This is a genomic window from uncultured Microbacterium sp., assembly GCF_963521695.1.
GTDB lineage: Bacteria > Actinomycetota > Actinomycetes > Actinomycetales > Microbacteriaceae > Microbacterium.
Genome location: NZ_CAUQWC010000014.1, coordinates 1 through 20,253, shown reverse-complemented (window position 1 = coordinate 20,253; position 20,253 = coordinate 1). Strand labels below are relative to the sequence as shown.

Genomic DNA, 20,253 nt, shown 5'->3' with positions numbered 1-20,253 from the left:
CTTCCGGGTCATCGCGATCGGCACCCTACTATCCCGGTCAGATCAGATCGGAAACCGTCGAGGATGCGTGCGCCTCCGTTTTGGGACCAGTCGCGCCGGACTTCGGTGACCGTTCTTGGAACATCGATCCCCGCAATCACGCCCGGTTCGGACATCTACCCGCGGGATGTACACCCTCAGCGCCCCACGTACCCCATGTGCACGGCGTTATAGCGATCTCCGTGCACGCCCACGCTCCGAGCGAGGGTGTCGAGGTCGGCAAGGTCGTCGGCCGATAGCGCCACCGCCGTGGACCCCGCGTTCTCTTCGATGCGGGCGACGCGTCGCGTACCGGGGATCGGGACGATCCACGGATGCTGAGCCAGCAGCCAAGCCAGTGCGACCTGCCCGGGCGTGGCTCCTCGCGTCTCGGCGACCGTGGCGATGCGCGTCACGAGGGCGTGGTTGGCTTCGCGGTTCTCCTCCGTGAAGCGGGGGATGGTCGATCGCACGTCGCCGTCGGCGAACGACGTGGTCTGATCGACGGTGCCCGTCAGGAAGCCTTTGCCGAGAGGGCTGAACGGCACGAACCCGATACCGAGTTCCGCCAGCGTGGGCAGCACCTCGGCCTCCGGGTCGCGGGTCCAGAGCGAGTACTCGCTCTGCAGCGCGGTCACGGGGAAGACCGCGTGGGCGCGTCGGATCGTCGCGGCGGACGCCTCTGACAGCCCGAAGTGACGCACTTTGCCCTCGGCGACCAACTCCCCGACGGTGCCGGCGACATCCTCGATCGGCACGTCGGGGTCGACGCGGTGCTGATAGAACAGGTCGATCACGTCTGTGCGCAGTCGTCTCAGCGAGGCGTCTGCGACGGCGCGGACCTGCTCCGGCCGGCTGTTGAGCCCGACGCTCTCGGCATCCTGAATATCCCAACCGAACTTCGTCGCGATCGTGACCTGATCGCGGACGGGCTCGAGCGCCTCGCCGACGAGCTCCTCGTTGACGTAGGGGCCGTAGACCTCCGCGGTGTCGAAGAACGTGACTCCCCGGTCGACCGCAGCGCGGAGCACGCCGATCATGTCGTCGCGGCTTCCGGGGTTGGGTCCGTAGCTCTGCGACATGCCCATGCAGCCGAGTCCGACCGCCGAGACCTCGAGCCCCTGCCCCAGTGTGCGAGTGTGCATTCTCAGTCCTCTCTCCGTGCTGTGCCTGCGTCGAGCGAGTCTCGGCATGAGCATCGCGAACGTCACCTTCGAGCCCGGATGCCGCAACAACTGGCACCGCCACAACGCCACCGCCGGTGGGGGGCAGATCCTTCTCGCGACCGCCGGCAGCGGCTGGTACCAGGCAGAGGGCGAAGAGCCCGTCAGCCTCACCCCCGGCACGGTCATCGAGATCCCCGCCGGCACGAAGCACTGGCACGGCGCCAAGGCCGACTCGTGGTTCAGTCACGTCGCCATCGCCGTGCCGGGCGAGAACACCTCGAACGAGTGGCTCGAGCCCGTCGCCGACGAGTATTTCGACGCACTTGACCCGCGGCAGGGCAGCGAATCGGCGGGCTGAGGGCGAGGTCGGTGCGTCGTCCTGGGTCGTCTGAGAGCAGCGCCCGTCGCGCGCCGGAGACGTCCACCACGGGGCGTATTGACCGCGGCGTCAGTCGGGTGGATGCTCAGTGCGGAGCGCGTAAGTTGCGTGCGATCAGAGACCACGCCGCGTCGTTCCTGTCACACGAAGGAGTGGGGACACATGGCCGGCACACTGAACAGGCAATACGTCGAGGAGCACCTGGGCGCACACACCTACGAATCGTTCGGGCGCAGCATCGTTGCGGCGGTGATGGAAGAAGCGCTCGAGCAGTTGACCGATAAGGATGCCGCATTCGACGGCGGATTCCGGCTCGACGTCGAGACGGTGCTCGAGGCCACGGGGTCCGGGTGCACCTGGCTCGTGATGATCGTGAACGGGAAGAGGGTGCGGATTCACCAGCCGCCGATCATGTCGTACTAGTGCCGCCGTTTCCCCTGCCCGACAACCCGCGCTGTTCGTCGAACACCGGTCGGCGCCCGCGACGGGATCCCCTGTCGTCACGGGGCGGGTGAGTCTTCGCCCGCTTCACGGCGATCGACAGCACGGCCGCGATGAGGCAGAGCGCCCCGCCTCCCCACCAGACGTAGGTGCACTCGCCGAAGGTGTCGCGGATGACGCCGGCGGCGAGGCGGCGACGGTGGCGCCGATCTGGTGGGCGGCGAAGACCCACCCGAACACGGGGGTGCCGCGCTCGCCGAAGAGTTCGCGGCAGAGGGCGGCGGTGGGTGGGACGGTGTACACGTATCGCATCGAGCGCCCGCGCGGGGGCGGGGTGGGCGCCCCCGCGCGGACAATCACCTCGTCAGGGGCGGATGAGCACCTTCAGCGCCTCGCGAGCGTCCATCAGCCGGTAGGCCTCGGCGATGTCGTCGAGCGGAAGTTCCCGGTCGAAGACCTTCCCGGGCTCGATGGTGCCGTCGATCACCTGGGGGATGGCGGCCTCGAGGTAGGCGCGCACGGTGGCGGGGCCGCCGGTGAGGGTGGCGTTCTTGCCGAACAGGGAGGCGAAGCCGACGGCGGCATCCTCATACTGGGGAACGCCCACGCGCGAGATGACGCCGCCCGGGCGGACGATGCCGTACGCCTGCTCGTACGCGGGCATGTGTCCGACCGCTTCCAGGACGACGTGCGCCCCTTCGCCGCCGGTGATCTCGAGGACTTTTGCGATCCCCTCGTCGCCGCGCTCGGCGACGACGTGGGTGGCGCCGAACTCCCGGCCGAGATCCGTGCGGGCGGTGTGACGGCCCATCAGGATGATCGTCTCGGCGCCGAGCTGACGTGCGGCCAGGACGGCGGAGAGTCCGACGGCACCGTCGCCGATGACGGCGACGGTCTTGCCCGCCTCGACGCCGCCGCGCACGGCGGCGTGGTAGCCGGTCAGGTACACGTCGGAGAGGGTGAGGAGCGAGGGCATGAGCGCCTCGTCGGTTCCGGCGGGGATCGCGACGGCGGTGCCGTCGGCGTAGGGGACCCGCAGCTTCTCGGCCTGCGTGGCCGAGGGGGCGCCGTCGAAGAACCCACCGTGGACGCAGGAGGTGGTGATCCCGTCGCGGCAGAACGCGCAGGTGCCGTCCGACCAGGCGAACGGGACGATGACGGTGTCGCCGACGGCGAGGGTGGTGACGTCGGCGCCGATCTGCTCGATGACGCCGATGGCCTCGTGGCCCATGTGGCGGCCTTCGGGGGTGTCACCGAGGTCGTGGTACGGGTGCAGGTCCGACCCGCAGACGCAGGCGTAGGTGACGCGGATGACCGCGTCGGTGGGCTCCTCGATGGTCGGTTCGGGCACGTCGACGACGCGGACGTCACCGGCGGCGTACATGAGGGTTGCGCGCATGATGTTCTCCTTCATGGGTGGTGCAGGGGGGCGGGTGGGTCGGACGTCGTGCATCGATGAAGACGCTGTCAGTCGACGATCTCGACGGTCACGGGACCGCCCTCGAGGAGCGAGAGTTGCTCCTCGGTCGCGACGTACGTGCCGATGTGCAGGGTGGCATCCGAAAAGCCGATGCCGTCGGCGTTGTAGTAGAAGCCGAGGTTCCCCCACGGGGTGAAGTAGATGAGGTCCCCGTCCTCGGGGTCGGAGCCGGGCGAGCCGTCGTGGACGAGTTCGCGGGGGAGGTACGAGATCTTCTCGCGGCCGGCGAACTCCTCGAACGTCAGCTGCGTGGGGAGAAGAGAGAGGAAGTCTCGCACGCCGGGGCTGTCCTCCCCGACGGTGACGTCGACGCTCGCGCGATCGGTCGTGAACCGCACCACCGTGCCCACGATCTGCCCAGGTTCATCGGTGGGCGCCGGTGCCGGTGCCGACGGTGACTCGACGCCGGCGGCCGTCGGTGTGGCGGCGGCCGCGGGCGGAACCGACGACGCGGCGGTGGGGGAGCAGGCGGTGAGCGCCGCGGTCATGAGCGCGCCGACGGTGACGGCGAGCAGCGCACGACGTCGGCGTTCCCGCGCTTTGCGGGTGAACGCGGTCATCGGCTGCGATCCTTCGCGGTCCCGGCGTACTCGTCGTCGGTGAGGTGAGCGGCTGACGCACGCGGCTGGGGTCGGCGAGCGAGCAGCAGGAAGGCGCCGCCGGCGAGGACCACCGCGACGGTGGTCACCAGGCCGAGCGGGAGGATGCTGAGTGCCCCCGCCACCCCGACCAGGGGCGCGGCGACTCCGCCGAATCCGAACCGCACCATGCCGAGCAGCGACGAGGCGGTGCCGGCCATCTGCGGGTAGTCGACGAGCGCGAGGGTGGTCGCGGGTGGCGACGAGATCGCGACCCCACCGGCGAGCAGGAACAGCGACACGATCACCGCCCACAGCGGCATCCGGGTGAGTCCCGACGACAGCAGTCCGAGCGCACCGATGCCGGCGACCAGGATGCCGACGGTCAAGGTGCCGGTGACGCTCCAGCGTTCCGCGGCCCGGCCGGCGAGGTAGCCGAGGGTCATGAATCCCGCGGAGTTGAGACCGAACGCGAGCGCATACGCGAGGGGGGACAGCCCGTAGATGTCCTGCAGCACGAACGTGGACCCGGCGAGGTAGGCGAACAGGGCGCCGTACAGGAACCCCTGGTTCAGGATCGCGCCGACGAACACCCGGTCGGAGAGCAGCGTGCGGAAGTCGCGCAGGGTGTGCATGAGGCCGCCCGTCGCGCGGCTCTCGGCAGGCAGGGTCTCGGGGAACATCCGCAGGGCGATGACGAGGATGCCCGCGCCGATGAGGGCCAGGAAGACGAACAGACCACGCCAGTCGGCGACCGTGTTCAGGATGCCGCCGAGGAGCGGGCCGATGATCGCGGCGAGTCCGCCGACCACGGTGAGGCGCCCGTAGAACCGCACCAGTGCGCCGCCGGTGTAGATGTCGCGGCCGGCTGCTTGGGCGATGACGATCCCGACCCCTCCGGCCAGACCCTGCACGAATCGCGCGGTGATCAGCAGTTCGACCGTGGGGCTGATCGCGCACAGCGCCGAGGTGACGATGTACGCGGCGATGCCGAGGAGCAGGATGCCGCGTCGCCCGAACCGGTCCGACAGGGCGCCCGCGACCAGCTGCCCGAGGGCGAGGCCGATCAAACAGGCCGTCACGGTGAGCTGAGCCACCGAGGTGGCCGCCCCGAGTTCCGCGGCCAAGGCGGGGAGGGCGGGGAGGTAGAGGTCCATCGAGATCGGACCGAACACCGTCAGCAGCAGCAGCAGAGTGGGCAGGATGCGGCTGAACTCCGTCCGCGAGGGTGAGATCTGTGCGGTCATGCCATCCACGGTGCTCGCTCAGCGCGCGGCCGGGGAGTCTCTGATGAGAGGTGTACCGCCAGGGAACCCCTGCTGCGCGCGGAGCGTTCTCACTCGGAGGGGTCCTCTCCGAGGGCATCCCTCCCGCGAGCACGGCGACCTACCCTGGGGCATATGGACAATCGATCAGAGGTGCGGGAGTTCCTCATGACCCGTCGCGCCCGGGTGTCGCCGGATGCCGCCGGCATCCCCGCCGGGCCGAATCGCCGGGTCGAGGGGCTGCGGCGCAGCGAGGTCGCCGCGCTCGCCGGGGTCAGCGTCGAGTATTACTCGAAGCTGGAACGAGGGTCGATCTCCGGTGCCTCGGCGGCCGTGCTCGACGCGGTCTCGCGCGCCCTGCAGCTCTCGGATGCGGAGCACTCCCACCTGCTCGACCTCGCGCGCAACGCCGACGGGATCCCGTCGTCGGGCCGCAACCGCCGCCGGAGCAGCAAACCCGCCTCACCCCGGAACAGCTTGGAGTGGGCACTCGCCTCCATCACCGATTCGGTGGCGGTGGTGCGCGACCAGCGGCAGAACATCGTCGCGTTCAACACGCTCGGAAAGGCCTTCTACTCGCCCCTGATCGGCGACGCGGGGCGCGTGCCGAACTTCGCGCGCTTCCAGTTCCTCGACCCCGCCGCGCACGATTTCTACCCCGACTGGGATCTGTTCGCCGACATGTGCGTCGCCGTCATCCGCGCCGAAGCCGGCCGCGATCCGCACGACAAAGGCATCCAGGACCTCGTCGGCGAACTTTCGACGAGAAGCGAGGTGTTCCGCACGCTCTGGGCGGCGCACAACGTGCGCACCCACGGATCCGGTCAGAAGCGCTTCCACCACCCCGTCGTCGGCGAGGTGACCCTCGTCTACGAGGAGCTCGCGATCACGGCCGAGCCGGGGCAGGTGCTGCTGATCTACTCCGCCGAACCCGGCTCGCCGTCCGCGGAGCGGTTGCGGTTGCTGGCTTCGTGGGCTGCTGAGGCGGCGGCGCAACCGGCGTCTTGACGGGGGCTTGCGAAGGGAGCCAGCCGGCTCGGCCCGCTCTCGTTGTGCGGCTCGCGCGTATCCTCGTCTCGTGGAGAAGGTATGGATCGTCTACCGCGGTGACGACGACGCGGAAATCCTTGGCGTCTTCCATGACCAGGACGAAGCGACGCGGTACGCACAAAGGCTGGCAGAGACGCAATACGAGGGGGAACGGATCTGGACCGGCGGCTACGTCGTGCCCTACCGCATCACCGACGACATTCCGCGCTGAGACCGCAGGGGCCGGGCGCAAGCGACCGACCCCTGCATATCGACTCGGGTGGCAGCCGTCAGTTGCACCTAAACGTGTACGAGCCTGTGGAGTCGCGTCCGACTCCCGTCTGGCCGCGGCCGGTGGTTCCCCAGGCGGTCGTGATGACCTGAAATCGGTTGTCCCGAGTCTGGCCGTTGCAGTAGTAGGTGACCTGGGTCGACTGCATGTTGCCGGTGCCCCAGCTGTTGAACGGGCCGGCAACCTTGGCCCAGCCCCACCACTCCTGGCGGAACACCTCGCTGGCCATGCCGGTCTTGACGACGTTGGCGCTGCAGTTCCTCAGCGCGGGCTTCGATCCAACACCGCCATAGCCGGATGACTTGCGGAACCACATGTTCCCCGGCACCAGGTAGCACTGGGATGCCCCCGGTCCTCCTTTGACCCGGAAGTCGGCAGCTTGCACCATGCTGGCGCGGAGTCCGGTCGTCATCGCGTCGGCGGCGGCAGATTCGGTGGGCTCGAGATCCAGGTTCTCGAGCCTGTCCTCGGTCTCTCGAGGCGTTTCGTCGAAGACGATCTTTGGCGCAGCGCCCTCGTCCGTCAACTCGGCCATCTGCTGGTCGGTCAAGGCGTTCGGGAGCGCAGGAACGTCGATCACTGCGGTCGAATCTAGCTTCGCGTCAACCGCTACCTCCGCTGGCGCCGGTGAGACTGGCGTCAGCCCTGCAGCGAGTAGAAGCACGATCGATATCGAAGTTAGTTTGGTCAGCATCGGTTCCCCTCCTGGATGCGCTTGTGCGCAGTCCAGACGGTAGACGGCAAGATCGGCCCCGTCACAAGAAATAGCCGGGCTCGCCGCGGAATTCACCCGACCGTGGACGGGCGGCCAATCGGGTTGCGGATCTTGGGGCGACGGTTCGCGGATCTGTAGACGTTTCCGCGTACGGCTTGGTAAGAGGGGGCGCGACCAGTGAAGGCGAAGGCGGAGGCTGGTGGCGCAGAATGCTGGTGCTCCCTCGGCGCCCGGCACCGTGTCGGCTTTCCCGCGGTCGCGCTAGCCTGACGCCACCACCGCCCGCGTCGAGGGAGACCGCCGTGACTCAACCGCTTCGCTACGGCATCAACGTCACCCTCGACGGGTGCGTCCACCACGAGGCCGGCTTGCCTCCGGATGCCGAATCGATGGCGTTCTGGACCGACGAGCTGCGCCGCTCCGATTCGCTGCTCTACGGCCGGATCACGTACGAACTGATGGAGTCGGCCTGGCGCCGGCCGGAGTCGGGCGAGTGGCCCGATTGGATGGATACCAGCGAGGTCGCCTTCTCCGAGGTGATGGACCCGATGCGGAAGTACGTCGTCTCGACGGAATTGGATGCCGTGGACTGGAACGCCTCGCTTCTGCGCGGTGACCTTGCTGCTGCGGTTGAGCAGTTGGAGGCGCAGCCGGGGAGGGGTATCTCGGTGGGCGGGGTGCGGCTGCCCGCCGCGCTCGCGGAGCTCGGGCTGATCGACGAGTTCACGTTCGTCGTGCACCCGGTGGTCGCGGGGCGGGGGCCGCGGTTGTTGGAGGGGGTGCGGGAGCAGTTCGGGCTGGAGTTGGTGGAGCGGCGGGAGTTCGGGTCGGGGGTTGTGGTGCAGCGGTACCGGAGGGCTATTTAGGGCCGTCGGCGCTACTTCCGCTCCGGCGGGGCAAGTTCGACGCGACTGGACCACCGTCGCCTCCACGCGCGGTCGCATCAACGACGCGCCCCTGTACATCGACGACAGCGCCAACAGGACGCTGGTCGAGATCCGTGCGAAATGCCATCGCCTCACGCAGTAGGTCCGCGCCGAAGTCCACGAGCTGCGCCAGTGCAGGGCGGGAGTTCGCGCACGCAGCGGCAATGCTGGCGTTCCATTCAGCCGCCAGACGACGCGAGCAGACAGAGGAACCTGCCTCGCGAAGCAGGTACTCACGATCCTCTAGGCTCCGATACCACGGCCAAGTCGTACCGGTCGTCGGGGGGAATGTCATGAGTATCGATACACGTCAGATCATCGGCGGGTCCATCGACGACCTGGCAGAAGGCCTCCGTCCGTTCATCGAGCGGGTGTTCGAGGAGCGTCTGCCCCAGGGGCCGTCGTGGGTGCAGATCGTCGCTCACAAAGACGAGCTCGCGGGGAGACCCACCTCACACCATCATGCGAATGACGTCGGTCTGATGTTGCGAGTGATGACTGAGAAACTGGGCAACCTGGGCTACCCCTTCGACGGCCGTATTTCGCGACAAGCGACGAACTGGGCGAGTGAAATGCGCGAGGTGCGCAACAAGCATGCGCACCAGGTCGAATTCAGCCTCGCCGAGACGTACCGGGCGCTCGATTCGGCTGAGTTGCTCCTTCGCGAAGTCGGAGCGGTCGACGAGGCGCAGCGGATCGCGGCGCGCAAGCCGGCTGTGCTGTCGGCACTGGGCGGTGGGGCCACCGGCCGCTCGCTTCCCTCACCGCCGAGCGCGCCGCTTCCCGCGCCGCCGGTCGCGCGGCTTCCCGTGCCACCTGCTGTGTCGACTCCGCTGGCGGCCACCACCCCACCATCCACCGAGTCAGTCGCGGCGGAATCATTGCCGCTCACTCGCCGTCAACGACGCGAGCAGCCCGAGACGGACGTGTCCGCGACCCCACCCGCTCCGGCTCCGAGCGTTAGTCTTTCCCTCGACGCGGTCACCGAGCTCAGCTATGCAATGGCGCACGCGCGCATCGTGCCTGTGCAGGAGGTTCGGGTCGCGTACGCCGGGCCCGAGCTTCGCGGAGCATCTCTCGAGATCGAGGCCGCCACGGCCAGTGGATCCCTAGGGGCGCCCAAAGTCGTGATCCTCGACCTTGCGCCCGGTCTGAAGACACTCGCGGGGCTCGACCTGCTGTCCCTCGATCCCGCTCCGATGCTCCAGGTCGATACGGAGCAGCCTGGTTCCATCACTCTCACTTTGCGCGGACCGGACGGCGCGTTGATCGCCGATCATCGGCATCCGGTCAATGTGCTTGCGGCGAACCAGTGGATCGCCCGGGAGCTGCACCTCGGTCTCGAGCTCCTCGCATCCTTCGCTCAGCCGCAGGCGACCGCGTTGACGCCCGTCCTGCAGCGTGCGTCGGACCTACTGGGGCATTCGAGCCGCCGCACACAGCTCGACGGATACCAGAGCGACAACCCGGCGAGGGTGGATGCCATGGTCGCGGCCATCTGGGATTCCGTGCGCGAACTCGACATCCGCTATGCGGAGCCTCCGGCGAGTTGGGGCCTGCGCGGGCAGAAGGTCCGCACGCCGCAGGAGGTGCTCGAGGGGCGGCTCGGAACGTGCCTCGACACGACGCTGACGCTTGCCGCGTTGCTCGAGCAGGTCGGGATCAACTCGACGCTGTGGGCAGTGGACGGGCACATCTTCCTCGGATACTGGCGTGAGAACGGCAGCCTCGGGATGCCGGCGACCACCGACATCGAAGAAGCGGTCAACCTCGCGAAGCTGGGCCGAATCTCGTTGCTCGAGACGACTCAGGTGACCGGCGGTGCAGCATCCGCCACGTTCGACCTCGCTCGCGCCGCGCCCCAGGCGTACCTCGAAGCGCGCCGCGACGAGATCCTCGGCATTACTGACGTGCGAGCAGCCCGTGAGAACGGGATTCTTCCACTCCCCAGCCGCACGGTGGGTCCTGACGGTGAGGTGACCGTCGTCGAGTATCGACCGCTGGACCGCGTCCTGGCACCGTTCGTGGCCGACCAGCGCGATGCGCAGGGCCGCGCCCTGGCTCCGCCGAGGGTGGCGCAGTGGAAGAATGCTCTGCTTGATCTGAGTCTCCGCAATCGCCTCATCAACTTCACGAGTCGCGCCGGGTACCAACTCGCGGTGCCAGGCGCGGCACTCGGTCGGCTCGAGGACATGATCAACGGCGGAGCAGGCGTCACCCTTCTCGCCTCCGACGACGTTCCCGAGATCGCTCGAGAGCGCGGCATCCGCTTCGGGCGCGACCGCGATTCGGCTGATCGAGAAGCGCTCCTGGCCGACAAGAGGCAGGCGCACCTGACCGACGTCACGCAAGCGGCCTACACGACGAGGCTGCGCGCTCTGGCAGCGAAAGCGAAGACCGTCACCGAAGAGACGGGGGCGAACAACTTGTACCTCGCGTTCGGCACCCTGCGATGGGAGTTCAACGACCGGCAGCTGCAATCGCCGCTCGTGCTCGTTCCGGTGACGTTGGAAAGCGTGTCGCGCGGCCAGTCCTTCCGCCTCGTCCTGGACGAGGCGGGCGCTTCCACGCCGAACCACTGCCTCCTCGAGAAACTGAAGGTGAGCTTCGGCATCGAGGTGCCCGGGCTCGCGAATCCGGCGACGGATGCCGCGGGCATCGACCTCGGCGCCGCGTTCGATGCGGTGCGCCAGGCGATGGTCGACGCCAAGCGGCCCTTCGTCGTCGAGGACACCGTTCACCTCGGCATCCTGCAGTTCGCGAAGTTCCGGCTGTGGAAGGATCTCGACGACAACTGGGAAGAGCTCGCGACGAACTCGCTCGTCACCCACCTCATCAGTTCACCGAATGAGGCGTACATCGACGCTGTACCGGCCCCGGTCGACGTCGATCTCGATGCGCTCTCGGCGCAGGTTCCCGTCTCAGCGGACTCTTCGCAGCTCGAGGCCGTCGTCGAGGCCGTCGAGGGCCGCACGTTCGTGCTCGAAGGCCCCCCGGGCACCGGCAAATCGCAGACCATCACGAATCTGCTGGCGCGGTCGTTGGCCTCCGGGAAACGCGTGCTGTTCGTGGCAGAGAAGCGCGCCGCGCTGGAGGTCGTGAAGGATCGATTGGATGCCGTCGGGCTCGGCTCCTTCTCACTCGACCTGCATGACAAGGGTGCGCGGCCGAATGCCGTGCGCGAGCAACTCCGGGCGGCGCTCGACGCCACTGCCCGGCCCGATCGAGCGGCGTTGTCCGCGCAGCGCGAGGCGGCGGAGTCCAGTCGTGGCGCGCTGTCGCGCTATGCGCACCGGGTACACGAACCGAACGCGGCAGGTCTGTCTCTGTACTCGGCTCGATCGCAGTTGCTGGCATCGGCGGCGGACATCCCGCCGTTGGATGTGCCCGCTTCCCTGGTCGCGTCGGGCGATCACATCGACCAGCTGCGCGCAACTCTGCGGGAGCTGCCCGCGGTCAGTGATCTCGCGCGCCCGGCAGCTACGCATCCTTGGGGCTTCGTCGATGATCCCGATGTCGACGCGGCCTCTCTGCACAGCGCGGCCCGCACTTTCGACGACGCGCTCGCAACTGTCGGTCGGAGTGACCTGCTGTCGCGCGTGCAGGAACCGCAGCAGATGGAAGCGTGGGCGGGTGTCGCTCGCGCGCCGCGCCATGCCCTCGACGCCATCGACCGTGTCCAGCCCGAGTCGGTTGATGACCTCGCTCGGCGGCTTGCAACGTCGGCCGCGCAGCCGCCTGCATGGCTCACCCAGGTCGATCCGCGGGTGCTCTCGCGGAACGTTCGCGACATTCACGCAGCCGCCCTGGCCGCGGATGCGTCCTCGTTCTTCGGGCGCAAGAAGCGTCGGCGTGCGGTGCTGGCCCAATTCGCGACCGACCTGCGCGTCGAGCAGACAGCGATCGATCTGCGTGGTCTGTCGACACTGACCGGCGCCATGGCCGAGACGGCCGCACAGGTCGATGAGTTGCGTGGTGAGCTGCAGCGACAGCCCGTCGTGGTCGCACCCCTTGACGTCAATCCCTACACGCCTGACGCGGCGGAGCAGGTAGGAGCCGCCCTCAGGTGGGTGAGCTGGCTTTCGAGGACGCTCACTCCCGATGTCTCGCCTGCCGGAGATCTCCGCTCGGACCTGCGCCGCGTCTACGAGACAACGGCTCCGGATGCGGCGTCGGCCGAGCGATATGCGGCGCTCGCCGCAGCGTGGCGGGCAACGGCGGCTGCGGTGGGCATTGCTGGTACCAGCGATGGGTCACGTGACCAGCTCGGCATCTGGGCCGGGAATGAAGGAATCGCATCGACCTGGGAACGCACCCGTACGGCGCGCAACCTGGCGACGACCGACCCGGTCACGCTCGGCCGCTGGATCGACCTGCTCCGGCACGTGGAACTTCTTCGGCGCATTGGGATGAACGAGGCGCGGGAGGCGATTCTGGCCGGGCGCGTCCGTGCCGACGACGCGGCGCTCGCCTTCGACAAGGGGGTCGCATCGGCGTCCCTCGGTGAACGCGAAGACGCCACCGCGCTCAGCGACTTCGATCCCGCCGCGCACAACCGGACGATCGGGCGGTTCGCGGCGAGTTCGGCAGCCATCCGCGGTGAACTCCCGCGGGCTCTCCCCGCTGACATCTTGTCTCAGCGGCGATTCGACCCGAAGTTCGATGGCGGCGACATGGGCGCGCTCAAACGTCAGCTCTCGAGGCAGCGCGGTGGGGACAGCGTGCGGACGCTCATGGACAAGTACGGCGATCTGATCACCCAAATCACACCGTGCATGCTCATGAGCCCGGAATCAGTCGCGCGGTTCTTCCCCGCGCGCGCGGGGATGTTCGACGTCGTGGTGTTCGACGAGGCTTCGCAGATTCGCGTCGCGGATGCCGTGGGTGCGATGGGACGAGCGCGTTCTGTCGTGGTTGTCGGGGACTCCAAGCAGATGCCACCGTCGACCTTCGCCGAGGTGACGGCCGACGTCGACGAGACTGAGGCAGATGCGGGCGTCGTTGCAGATGAGGAATCCATCCTCACGGAGTGCACTCAAACGCGCGTTCCGAGCAAGTGGCTCTCGTGGCACTACCGCAGCCAGGATGAGGCGCTCATCGCCTTCAGCAACCACCAGTATTACGAGAGCCGCCTGTCGTCCTTCCCGGCGCCGCTGCGCGACTCCACGGCGTCCGAACCCGACGCGCTCGCCGCGAAGAAGCCCGACTACGGGCTTTCGCTCGTGCGCGTCGACGGTCGGTTCGAGCGTTCCGGTGCGCGCGGAGTCCTTCGAACGAACCGTGTCGAAGCGCAGACCATCGTCGACGAGGTGATCCGTCGGTTCGCCGCGGCCGGCGACACCGCTCCGTCGATCGGCATCATCACGTTCAACGTTCAGCAGCGCGACCTCATCGACAACATGCTGCGCGACGCCTCGGATGAACGCATCGGTCGCGCGCTCGACGAGCGCGACGGATTGTTCGTGAAGAACCTCGAGAGCGTGCAGGGCGACGAGCGCGACACGATTCTGTTCTCGGTCGCCTTCAGTAAGAACGACCGCGGAATGCTTCCGCTGAACTTCGGGCCGCTGTCTCGCGCAGGGGGAGAACGCCGGTTGAACGTTGCGGTCACTCGCGCACGACGACAGGTTGTGCTGTACGCGAGCTTCGATCCCGCTGAGCTTCGCGCTGAGCAGACCTCGGCCCGTGGACTCAAAGACCTGAAGTCCTATCTCGAACTCGCCGCGCGCGGAGTTGCGCCGGCCGATGACTCCACCTCCCGTGTGCCAGTGATCGACCGGCACCGTGACGAGATCGCCGCGGTCCTGAGCGAGCGCGGACTTGTCGTGAAAACGGACGTCGGGCTCTCGGACTTCCGTATCGATCTCACCCTCGCATCGGCGTCCGACCCCGCGCAGCCGCTCATCGCCGTCTTGCTCGACGGAGAAGGCTGGCGCGCGCGCCGAACGGTGGCTGATCGCGATGGCTTGCCTGTTGATGTCCTCGGCGGCTTGATGCGTTGGCCGGGGATCGAGAGGGTGTGGCTGCCGGAATGGCTCGATGATCGGGATGCTACGGCCGACCGACTCGTCGCGGCGGTGGAAGCCGCCCGGGCCGGGGGTCGGTCTGTGCCAGACGCGCCGGTGGAGCGGGTCGAGGATCTCGATGCGCTTCTGACGGAGGAGCCGGTTGAGCCTCTGCGTGGAGGGATGCCCGTTGATCGGGAGGAGGAAGCCATTGGTGCGACGCATCCGCACGTCCGCCCCTTCGTGCCTTGGCCGATCACCACGTCAGGGGGGATCGATGTGCTCGACGCGCTTCCGAGCCGATCCGCTGCTGAGCGGGTTCGCGCTGTGCTGGTGGACGTCATCGCCGCAGAGGGACCAATCTCGCGAGCACGCCTGGTGAGACTGGTGGCGGAATCCTTCGGACTGTCTCGTGTGTCGGGGAACCGGGCAACGGCCATTCTCGGGCTGATCCCGGATGCTCACACCCGCCAGGGCGACGAGCAGTTCGTCTGGCCGGTGAACGTGGATGTCGCCACCTGGCGATATGTCCGCTCGAGTGCTGTGGGGGAGAGCCGATCGCTCGAGTCCGTCGCTCTGGAGGAGATCGCGAACGCGATGGCCGTTGTCGCTGAGCTCGGCGGTGGGGTGCGCGAGGACGAGATCAAACGAGAAGCTCTGCGGCTGTTCGGTGGGAAGCGGATGACAACCCAGATCTCCGGGCGACTTGCCGAAGCTCTGACGGTGGCGGTGGCCACCCGACGGGTGGAGCTCGCGCCGTCGGGAGCCTATCTCGCGCGTTTCTGAGTTACGACGATCGAATCCAAACGACGGATAAAGTGACCTCGATCACGTTTGGGGGGCGCCATATGGGGCGAGGATTCGCAGTCATCGATCTCGAAACGACGGGTCTGTTTCCGCAGAAGCACGATCGCATCGTCGAGGTGGCGATCGTGCATGTGTCGTCAACGGGCGTCGTCGAAGGGGCCTGGGAAACACTCGTCAATCCGATGCGCGATATGGGGGCGCAGCGTATCCACGGCATCAGTGCCGCTGCGGCCGCGCGCGCTCCGGAATTCGGTGCTCTCGCCCCGTCCATCGCCTCGCTCCTGCGCGGGCGGGTGCCGGTCGCACACAACGCGAGTTTCGACGCGCGCTTCCTGGCCCACTCCATGGAGCAAGCCGGTCTGGTGTGTCCCGGATACGAGTACTGGATGTGCACGATGCAGCTCGCGGGCACATTCCTGCCGGGCAATCGGAGTCTCGCCGACTGCAGTGCTGCGATCGGATATGCGATGGAGGACGCTCATCGGGCCTCGGCCGATGCCCTCGCCGCGGCGGCGCTCCTTCGCGCCTACATCGGCGCGGGTCACGATCCCGCATGGTGGGATGGCTGGCTCGCGACCCCGGGGGAGTGGCCGGATGAGCAGTGCGATACGACGGCCTGGCTGGCTCGCACGGATTCCGACATGGCGCCCCGGTCGGTTCTCGAGCGGTTGCACGTGGAGGTCGCGGTCGATGCCGCCGTCGACGACGGCGCATTAAATCTCGACTACCTTGCTCTGCTCGACCGCGTCCTCCTCGATCGGTACATGTCCGCGACGGAGACCGATGACCTCATTCGATTCGCCGCGGAGCTCAATCTTCCGAGCACTGCCGTGCGCCGCATCCACCGCGCCTACTTCGACGGGTTGGTTTCGGCGGCCTGGGCGGACGACCAGCTCACCGCTGACGAGTGGGCCGACATCCAGAATATCGGTGGCCTGCTCGAGATCGACGCGAAGACGATCATCGGCGCCGCTTCGAGACCGGATGCCGCGGCGCCGACTCTCACCACCGGCTTCCGCCTGTCGCCGGGTGACACCGTCGTCATCACCGGCGACACGCGCCGAGATCGAGCGGCGTGGTTTCAGATACTCACCCAGCGCGGTCTGATCCCCAAGGACAGCATGGTGAAGAAGGCCAAAGTGCTCGTGGCCGCCGACCCCGATTCGATGTCGGGGAAGGCGCGGCAGGCGCGTGCGTGGGGGATTCCGATCATTTCGGAGGATGGGCTGGAGAGGCTGATGGGGCTGGGTACGGCTGAGTAGCGGAGCTGAAGCAGCTGTGTGCTGACATCGTGGGCACAGTGCGCCTGCCCGCCGCATGGACGGGAGTCGCGACCCTCAAGCCCAGCAACCGCCGCATTCCGCTCGACAACCCGTACTTCGGTCGCTCGGCGGACCCGCTGGCCCGCATGGTGGCCGACGTGGCGCTCGGCACGCACGCCGTCGCCCGCCCCGACGAGCGCGACTACACCTCGCCTCCGGATGCCGACATCGACTGGCTCGACATCGACACCGACGTGCGGGGGCGCCGCATCGCCATGCACACCGACCCGGGCGCGGGCATGCCCGTCGACCCGGAGGTTCGCGCCGCCGTGCTGCGCGCCGCGGATCTCTTCACGGATGCCGGAGCCGAGGTCGTGGAACTGCCGGCGTTCATCGACGACGGCATCCTGCGCGACATCGACTATTTCTGGCGCATCCGCTTCTGGCGCACCTACCTGGGGCTGTCGCACGAGGCGAAGACCGCTGTTCTGCCGTACATCGCCGAGTGGGTGCACCCCGGTTCCGACATGACCGGCCGCCGCGCCCTCGAGGCGTACGAGACGTTCGGCGACCTGCAGAAGCGCACGGTCGCAGCAACCTCGGCGTATGACGCGGTGCTCGCCCCGGTCGCGCCGGTGGCGGCGTTCCCCGCGGAGTGGCCGATGCCGTGGGGCTTCGACGCGAGTCTCGCGATGCCCCACATCGCGTTCACGCTGACGTACAACATGTCGGGTCAGCCGGCATCGTCGGTCAACTGCGGGTTCACCGCGGATGGGCGGCCGATCGGGTTGCAGATCTCGGGGCGGCGGTTCGCGGATCTGGAGACGTTGCGGTTGACGGCTTGGTACGAGGGGGCGCGGCCGGTGGACGCGGTGCGGTGTTCCGAGCTCAGCATTGGGGGGATGCCGTGGTCTCGCGTGATGGCGCGGGCTGCGGCATCCGCCCGTTTACGGGTGGCGGACAGGCAGCCCGCCAGAGCCCCCCGGAGGCACACGGCTCTAACGAGACGCGCCTTCCAGAGCGACCCCGACTCCGAAGCCGACGATCACGGTGCCGGTGATGCCGTCGATCGTGCGAGCAACTTTTCGCCGTCGCAGCCACCCGTGAAATCGCTGGGCGGCGAGGACGAGGATGCTCAGCCAGAGGCTGCCGATCAGCACGTGCACGCCGGCGAGGGCGAGCCCCCACATCAGGTGCGGTGCCGCTTGCGGGATGAACTGGGGAAGCACGGCGACGTAGAAGGCACCCACCTTCGGGTTGAGCAGGTTCGTCAGAGCCCCCAGCCGCCACCCGCGGAAGAACGAGTCGTCATCGATCGGCGCACCCTCACCCGCCGCGGATGAGGTGGTCCCGCGGATCGCCGACAGGAGCATGCGACCTCCGATCCAGATCAGATACGCCGCACCGACGAGGCGGATGACGTCGTAAAGCTGGGCTGATGCCAGCAGGATGGCGCTGACGCCGAGCGCTGCGAGAGATCCCCACACGAGCGTTCCGGACTGGATGCCGGCGATCACCCCAAAGGCGCGGCGCTTGCCGCCGACGGCGGCGCTGCGGAGCACCAGAGCGGTGTCCAAGCCGGGGGTGATCGTCAGGAGTCCGACGACGAGGGCGAATGACACGATCACCGTGACCGAGGGCAGCATTCGCCCATCGTAGTTTGAGGTCTGCGCCGCCCAGGAGCGTGGTTCGTCGACCTCGAGGCGGCGCAGCTCATCGCCTGGTATGAGGAGGCGCGCACGGCGTCCGCCACCCTGGCGTTGCCGAGGTGAGGGGCGAATGCTGCGTAGTCGCCGGTCGGCACGCGCGCTCGCTTCGCCTTGCTCGATCAGCGACTTCCCGTCCGATCTGGCCGCGCAGAAGGCGTTTCCGGCGGCAGGTACGGCCGGAGGTGTCCGTTGAATCTACGCGTCGTCCGCAGTTCGCAGACGATCAGCACAAAATCTGCTGGCTTCCGCTGGCGCCCGCGCCTATAAGGTTGCGACCACGCGCATAGAGAGGGGAATACGTGGGTACAAGCGGACATGCGGAAGAGCAAGTACTCCGCGCCGATCTTCTCAGGCTCCGAACCAACATGGTTTCCGTGTGGGTGTCGATAGGGAGCATTACGGGCGGCGGAGCGCTCGTTTTCTTTGCTTCTAACTGGGAATCGTTCATCGACGTGGGCCCGATGAAGTGGGCCGCCGTGATTTCTGCTCTCGGCGCCGCGGTGATGGCCGTAGGAGCCTTGGCCCTGACGTTCGAGCTCTCGACGCGGAGGTCGGTGATGCGCGAGACCCTCGCGGCAACGCAGCTTTCGGACGAGATTCGAGCGTCAGGACTCACCGCGCTTCTGCCGAAGCGCGATGACGCCCACCGGCAGTTTCAGAACCGGGTGGAGAATGCACGCAACGTTGACCTCCTCTTCATCAGTGCATCGACGTGGATGACGACGAATCGAGATGGACTGCGTCACATGCTGAAGCACGGCGGTCGGGTACGGCTCTTGATACCTGATCCGGATGACGTAGAACTGCTGACTCAACTCCTAACGCGATTCGATTACGACGGGATAGACGAGTTGCGGACAGATGTCCGCCACACTCACGACCTCGCGCGATCACTCAGCCAGCAATTTCCAGAAATGGTGCGGAAGAATGGATTTGACCTTCGCATACGTCGTCGCGGCTCCGACGTAACGAGTGGGTTTGCGATCAGGCGCCTAACAGTGGTCCCAACCTACTCGCTCTACAAGGTCGACCACTTCGGTGTGCTCAGAGTCCACGAGATTCGCAAGCCTGCGGCCGAAACGCATCCCGTCCTCGTATTCAGTGAGCGAGGGGATCTCGATTCCTTCGCAATGGCAGATTTCGAGTACCTCTGGGGGAGCTCATCGAAGATCGAGCCACCCGACGCGGGAAAGACGAGATGAGCGCCAAGGGCTTTTCGCCAGGTGATGTCTTCGTTGTCGAGTTCCCTATGGCCTTGGGGTCGACGTTCAAGACACGACCCGCGATTTGCTTGCTTGCCGACAACTGGACTGCTCTGGACGGCATCGTGATCGTCTGTGCGGTTACGAGTTCCGTGAGCAGAAGCGGTGATGCGCGCTCTGTGAGGATTTCGGACTGGGAGTCAGCCGGACTTGCGGTGGAGAGTTGGGCCCAGATTGACAGGCTCCACTCGACCCAGGCTCGCAACTTCCGGAAGCGGCTGGGGAGTTTGAGCCCTGAGTCGACAGCTGAGGTCATCACGGCGTTCCGCGCATACGCGAACGGGCCAGCGATGCAAAAAACCGAGAATTAACTCGTGCGGCAAACTCGCTGGCCCGAACCAGACCACCTTACCAGCCGCGAGCGGACCTTGCTGACCCGGGCCCAATCTCCAGTTTCGGCGTGGCCGTCGGCACCAGATTGCGCGCACTGCGCCGGCGCACTCAAATGAGACCTGTAGACCGTCGCTGAGGGAGAGGTTGGCCCTCACTATGCGAGGAAGCAGCAGCCCTGGCGGGGAGGTTCATTCGATCCATTCGCTTTGCCTCAGAGAGCGTATATCGCCGCTGCGGGCAGGTGCGCCGCGGGTCCGGCGGGTACGGTTCGGGCGTTGAACGACCTGTCGAAGGCCATCTGAGGTCGGCGTTTGTGTCGGGGTGACCCGGACCCGCGCTAGCCTGACGCCACCTCCGCCCGCGTCGAAGGAGACCGCCATGGCCCGACCGCTTCGCTACGGCATCAACGTGACCCTCGACGGGTGCGTGCATCACGAGGCGGGACTGGCTCCGGATGCCGAGTCGATGGCGTTCTGGACCGACGAACTGCGCCGCTCCGACTCGCTGCTCTACGGCCGCGTGACGTACGAGCTGATGGAGTCGGCCTGGCGCCGGCCGGAGTCGGGCGAGTGGCCCGATTGGATGG

Annotated in this window: 15 protein-coding genes and 2 pseudogenes; 11 read left to right on the top strand and 6 right to left on the bottom strand. The window is 67.3% G+C overall.

The annotated features are described in order from the left end of the window. Positions 1–176 precede the first annotated feature (176 nt). Positions 177–1,163, bottom strand: coding sequence for an aldo/keto reductase (locus RWP81_RS02165; RefSeq protein ID WP_314451789.1), 987 nt, complete (start codon positions 1,161–1,163; stop codon positions 177–179). 46 nt (positions 1,164–1,209) lie between these two features. Here RWP81_RS02165 and RWP81_RS02160 point away from each other — a divergent pair, with 46 nt between their 5' ends. Beyond that, positions 1,210–1,542: a cupin domain-containing protein gene (locus RWP81_RS02160; RefSeq protein WP_314451787.1), complete on the top strand. Its 333-nt coding sequence runs from the start codon at positions 1,210–1,212 to the stop codon at positions 1,540–1,542. Between the two features lie 183 nt (positions 1,543–1,725). After that, positions 1,726–1,986 carry a hypothetical protein gene (locus RWP81_RS02155; RefSeq protein ID WP_314451785.1) on the top strand — a complete coding sequence of 87 codons (261 nt, stop codon included), beginning with the start codon at positions 1,726–1,728 and terminating at the stop codon, positions 1,984–1,986. A 382-nt stretch (positions 1,987–2,368) separates the two neighbouring features. Here the strand turns inward: RWP81_RS02155 and RWP81_RS02150 are convergent, their stop codons facing one another. The 3 genes from RWP81_RS02150 to RWP81_RS02140 all read right to left on the bottom strand — a co-directional run bounded on the left by RWP81_RS02150 (position 2,369) and on the right by RWP81_RS02140 (position 5,309). Beyond that, the gene (locus tag RWP81_RS02150; RefSeq protein ID WP_314451783.1) at positions 2,369–3,403 is read right to left on the bottom strand and encodes a zinc-binding dehydrogenase; all 1,035 of its coding nucleotides are present in this window, start codon (positions 3,401–3,403) and stop codon (positions 2,369–2,371) included. A gap of 68 nt (positions 3,404–3,471) precedes the next feature. Then, on the bottom strand, positions 3,472–4,044 hold the full coding sequence (locus RWP81_RS02145) for a cyclophilin-like fold protein (protein ID WP_314451781.1): 573 nt from the start codon (positions 4,042–4,044) through the stop codon (positions 3,472–3,474). Beyond that, a complete protein-coding gene (locus RWP81_RS02140; RefSeq protein ID WP_314451780.1) occupies positions 4,041–5,309 on the bottom strand; it encodes a multidrug effflux MFS transporter in 1,269 nt (422 codons plus the stop codon). Before RWP81_RS02140 ends, RWP81_RS02145 begins: the two co-directional genes overlap by 4 nt. Before the next feature lie 153 nt (positions 5,310–5,462). Between RWP81_RS02140 and RWP81_RS02135 the strand changes: the two genes are divergently transcribed. Beyond that, positions 5,463–6,335, top strand: coding sequence for a helix-turn-helix transcriptional regulator (locus RWP81_RS02135; protein ID WP_314451779.1), 873 nt, complete (start codon positions 5,463–5,465; stop codon positions 6,333–6,335). Positions 6,336–6,405: 70 nt separating this feature from the next. Beyond that, positions 6,406–6,588: a hypothetical protein gene (locus RWP81_RS02130; protein ID WP_314451777.1), complete on the top strand. Its 183-nt coding sequence runs from the start codon at positions 6,406–6,408 to the stop codon at positions 6,586–6,588. A gap of 58 nt (positions 6,589–6,646) precedes the next feature. On the opposite strand, the gene RWP81_RS02125 is transcribed toward RWP81_RS02130, so the two are convergent. After that, complete coding sequence (locus RWP81_RS02125; RefSeq protein ID WP_314451776.1) at positions 6,647–7,228, bottom strand: hypothetical protein; 582 nt, start codon at positions 7,226–7,228, stop codon at positions 6,647–6,649. 437 nt (positions 7,229–7,665) lie between these two features. On the opposite strand from RWP81_RS02125, the gene RWP81_RS02120 reads away from it, so the two are divergent. The 4 genes and pseudogenes from RWP81_RS02120 to RWP81_RS02105 all read left to right on the top strand — a co-directional run. Then, positions 7,666–8,229, top strand: a complete 564-nt coding sequence (locus tag RWP81_RS02120) for a dihydrofolate reductase family protein (protein WP_314451774.1) — start codon at positions 7,666–7,668, stop codon at positions 8,227–8,229. A gap of 353 nt (positions 8,230–8,582) precedes the next feature. Then, positions 8,583–15,080, top strand: a complete 6,498-nt coding sequence (locus RWP81_RS02115) for a DUF3320 domain-containing protein (RefSeq protein WP_314451772.1) — start codon at positions 8,583–8,585, stop codon at positions 15,078–15,080. Positions 15,081–15,112: 32 nt separating this feature from the next. Then, positions 15,113–16,363 carry an exonuclease domain-containing protein gene (locus RWP81_RS02110; RefSeq protein WP_314451770.1) on the top strand — a complete coding sequence of 417 codons (1,251 nt, stop codon included), beginning with the start codon at positions 15,113–15,115 and terminating at the stop codon, positions 16,361–16,363. A 29-nt stretch (positions 16,364–16,392) separates the two neighbouring features. Further along, positions 16,393–17,181 (top strand): annotated as a pseudogene (locus tag RWP81_RS02105) (amidase family protein); the annotation flags it as partial. A gap of 180 nt (positions 17,182–17,361) precedes the next feature. On the opposite strand, the gene RWP81_RS02100 reads toward RWP81_RS02105, so the two are convergent. Beyond that, positions 17,362–18,009 (bottom strand): LysE family translocator, encoded by a 648-nt coding sequence (locus tag RWP81_RS02100; RefSeq protein ID WP_314451769.1) that lies wholly within the window; start codon positions 18,007–18,009, stop codon positions 17,362–17,364. Positions 18,010–18,371: 362 nt separating this feature from the next. Here RWP81_RS02100 and RWP81_RS02095 point away from each other — a divergent pair, with 362 nt between their 5' ends. From RWP81_RS02095 to RWP81_RS02090, 3 genes and pseudogenes are all read left to right on the top strand, one after another. After that, positions 18,372–19,274 (top strand): hypothetical protein, encoded by a 903-nt coding sequence (locus RWP81_RS02095; RefSeq protein ID WP_314451767.1) that lies wholly within the window; start codon positions 18,372–18,374, stop codon positions 19,272–19,274. Beyond that, positions 19,271–19,645, top strand: coding sequence for a type II toxin-antitoxin system PemK/MazF family toxin (locus RWP81_RS16285; RefSeq protein ID WP_399540530.1), 375 nt, complete (start codon positions 19,271–19,273; stop codon positions 19,643–19,645). Before RWP81_RS02095 ends, RWP81_RS16285 begins: the two co-directional genes overlap by 4 nt. A 400-nt stretch (positions 19,646–20,045) precedes the next feature. Continuing rightward, a pseudogene (locus RWP81_RS02090) lies at positions 20,046–20,253 on the top strand (deaminase); the annotation flags it as partial.

What these genes read in the sequence shown, in the direction of transcription:
- RWP81_RS02165 (WP_314451789.1), bottom strand. Translation starts at nt 1,163, where the DNA reads ATGCACACTCGCACACTGGGGCAGGGGCTCGAGGTCTCGGCGGTCGGA.
- RWP81_RS02160 (WP_314451787.1), top strand. Translation starts at nt 1,210, where the DNA reads ATGAGCATCGCGAACGTCACCTTCGAGCCCGGATGCCGCAACAACTGG.
- RWP81_RS02155 (WP_314451785.1), top strand. Translation starts at nt 1,726, where the DNA reads ATGGCCGGCACACTGAACAGGCAATACGTCGAGGAGCACCTGGGCGCA.
- RWP81_RS02150 (WP_314451783.1), bottom strand. Translation starts at nt 3,403, where the DNA reads ATGCGCGCAACCCTCATGTACGCCGCCGGTGACGTCCGCGTCGTCGAC.
- RWP81_RS02145 (WP_314451781.1), bottom strand. Translation starts at nt 4,044, where the DNA reads ATGACCGCGTTCACCCGCAAAGCGCGGGAACGCCGACGTCGTGCGCTG.
- RWP81_RS02140 (WP_314451780.1), bottom strand. Translation starts at nt 5,309, where the DNA reads ATGACCGCACAGATCTCACCCTCGCGGACGGAGTTCAGCCGCATCCTG.
- RWP81_RS02135 (WP_314451779.1), top strand. Translation starts at nt 5,463, where the DNA reads ATGGACAATCGATCAGAGGTGCGGGAGTTCCTCATGACCCGTCGCGCC.
- RWP81_RS02115 (WP_314451772.1), top strand. Translation starts at nt 8,583, where the DNA reads ATGAGTATCGATACACGTCAGATCATCGGCGGGTCCATCGACGACCTG.
- RWP81_RS02100 (WP_314451769.1), bottom strand. Translation starts at nt 18,009, where the DNA reads ATGCTGCCCTCGGTCACGGTGATCGTGTCATTCGCCCTCGTCGTCGGA.
- RWP81_RS16285 (WP_399540530.1), top strand. Translation starts at nt 19,271, where the DNA reads ATGAGCGCCAAGGGCTTTTCGCCAGGTGATGTCTTCGTTGTCGAGTTC.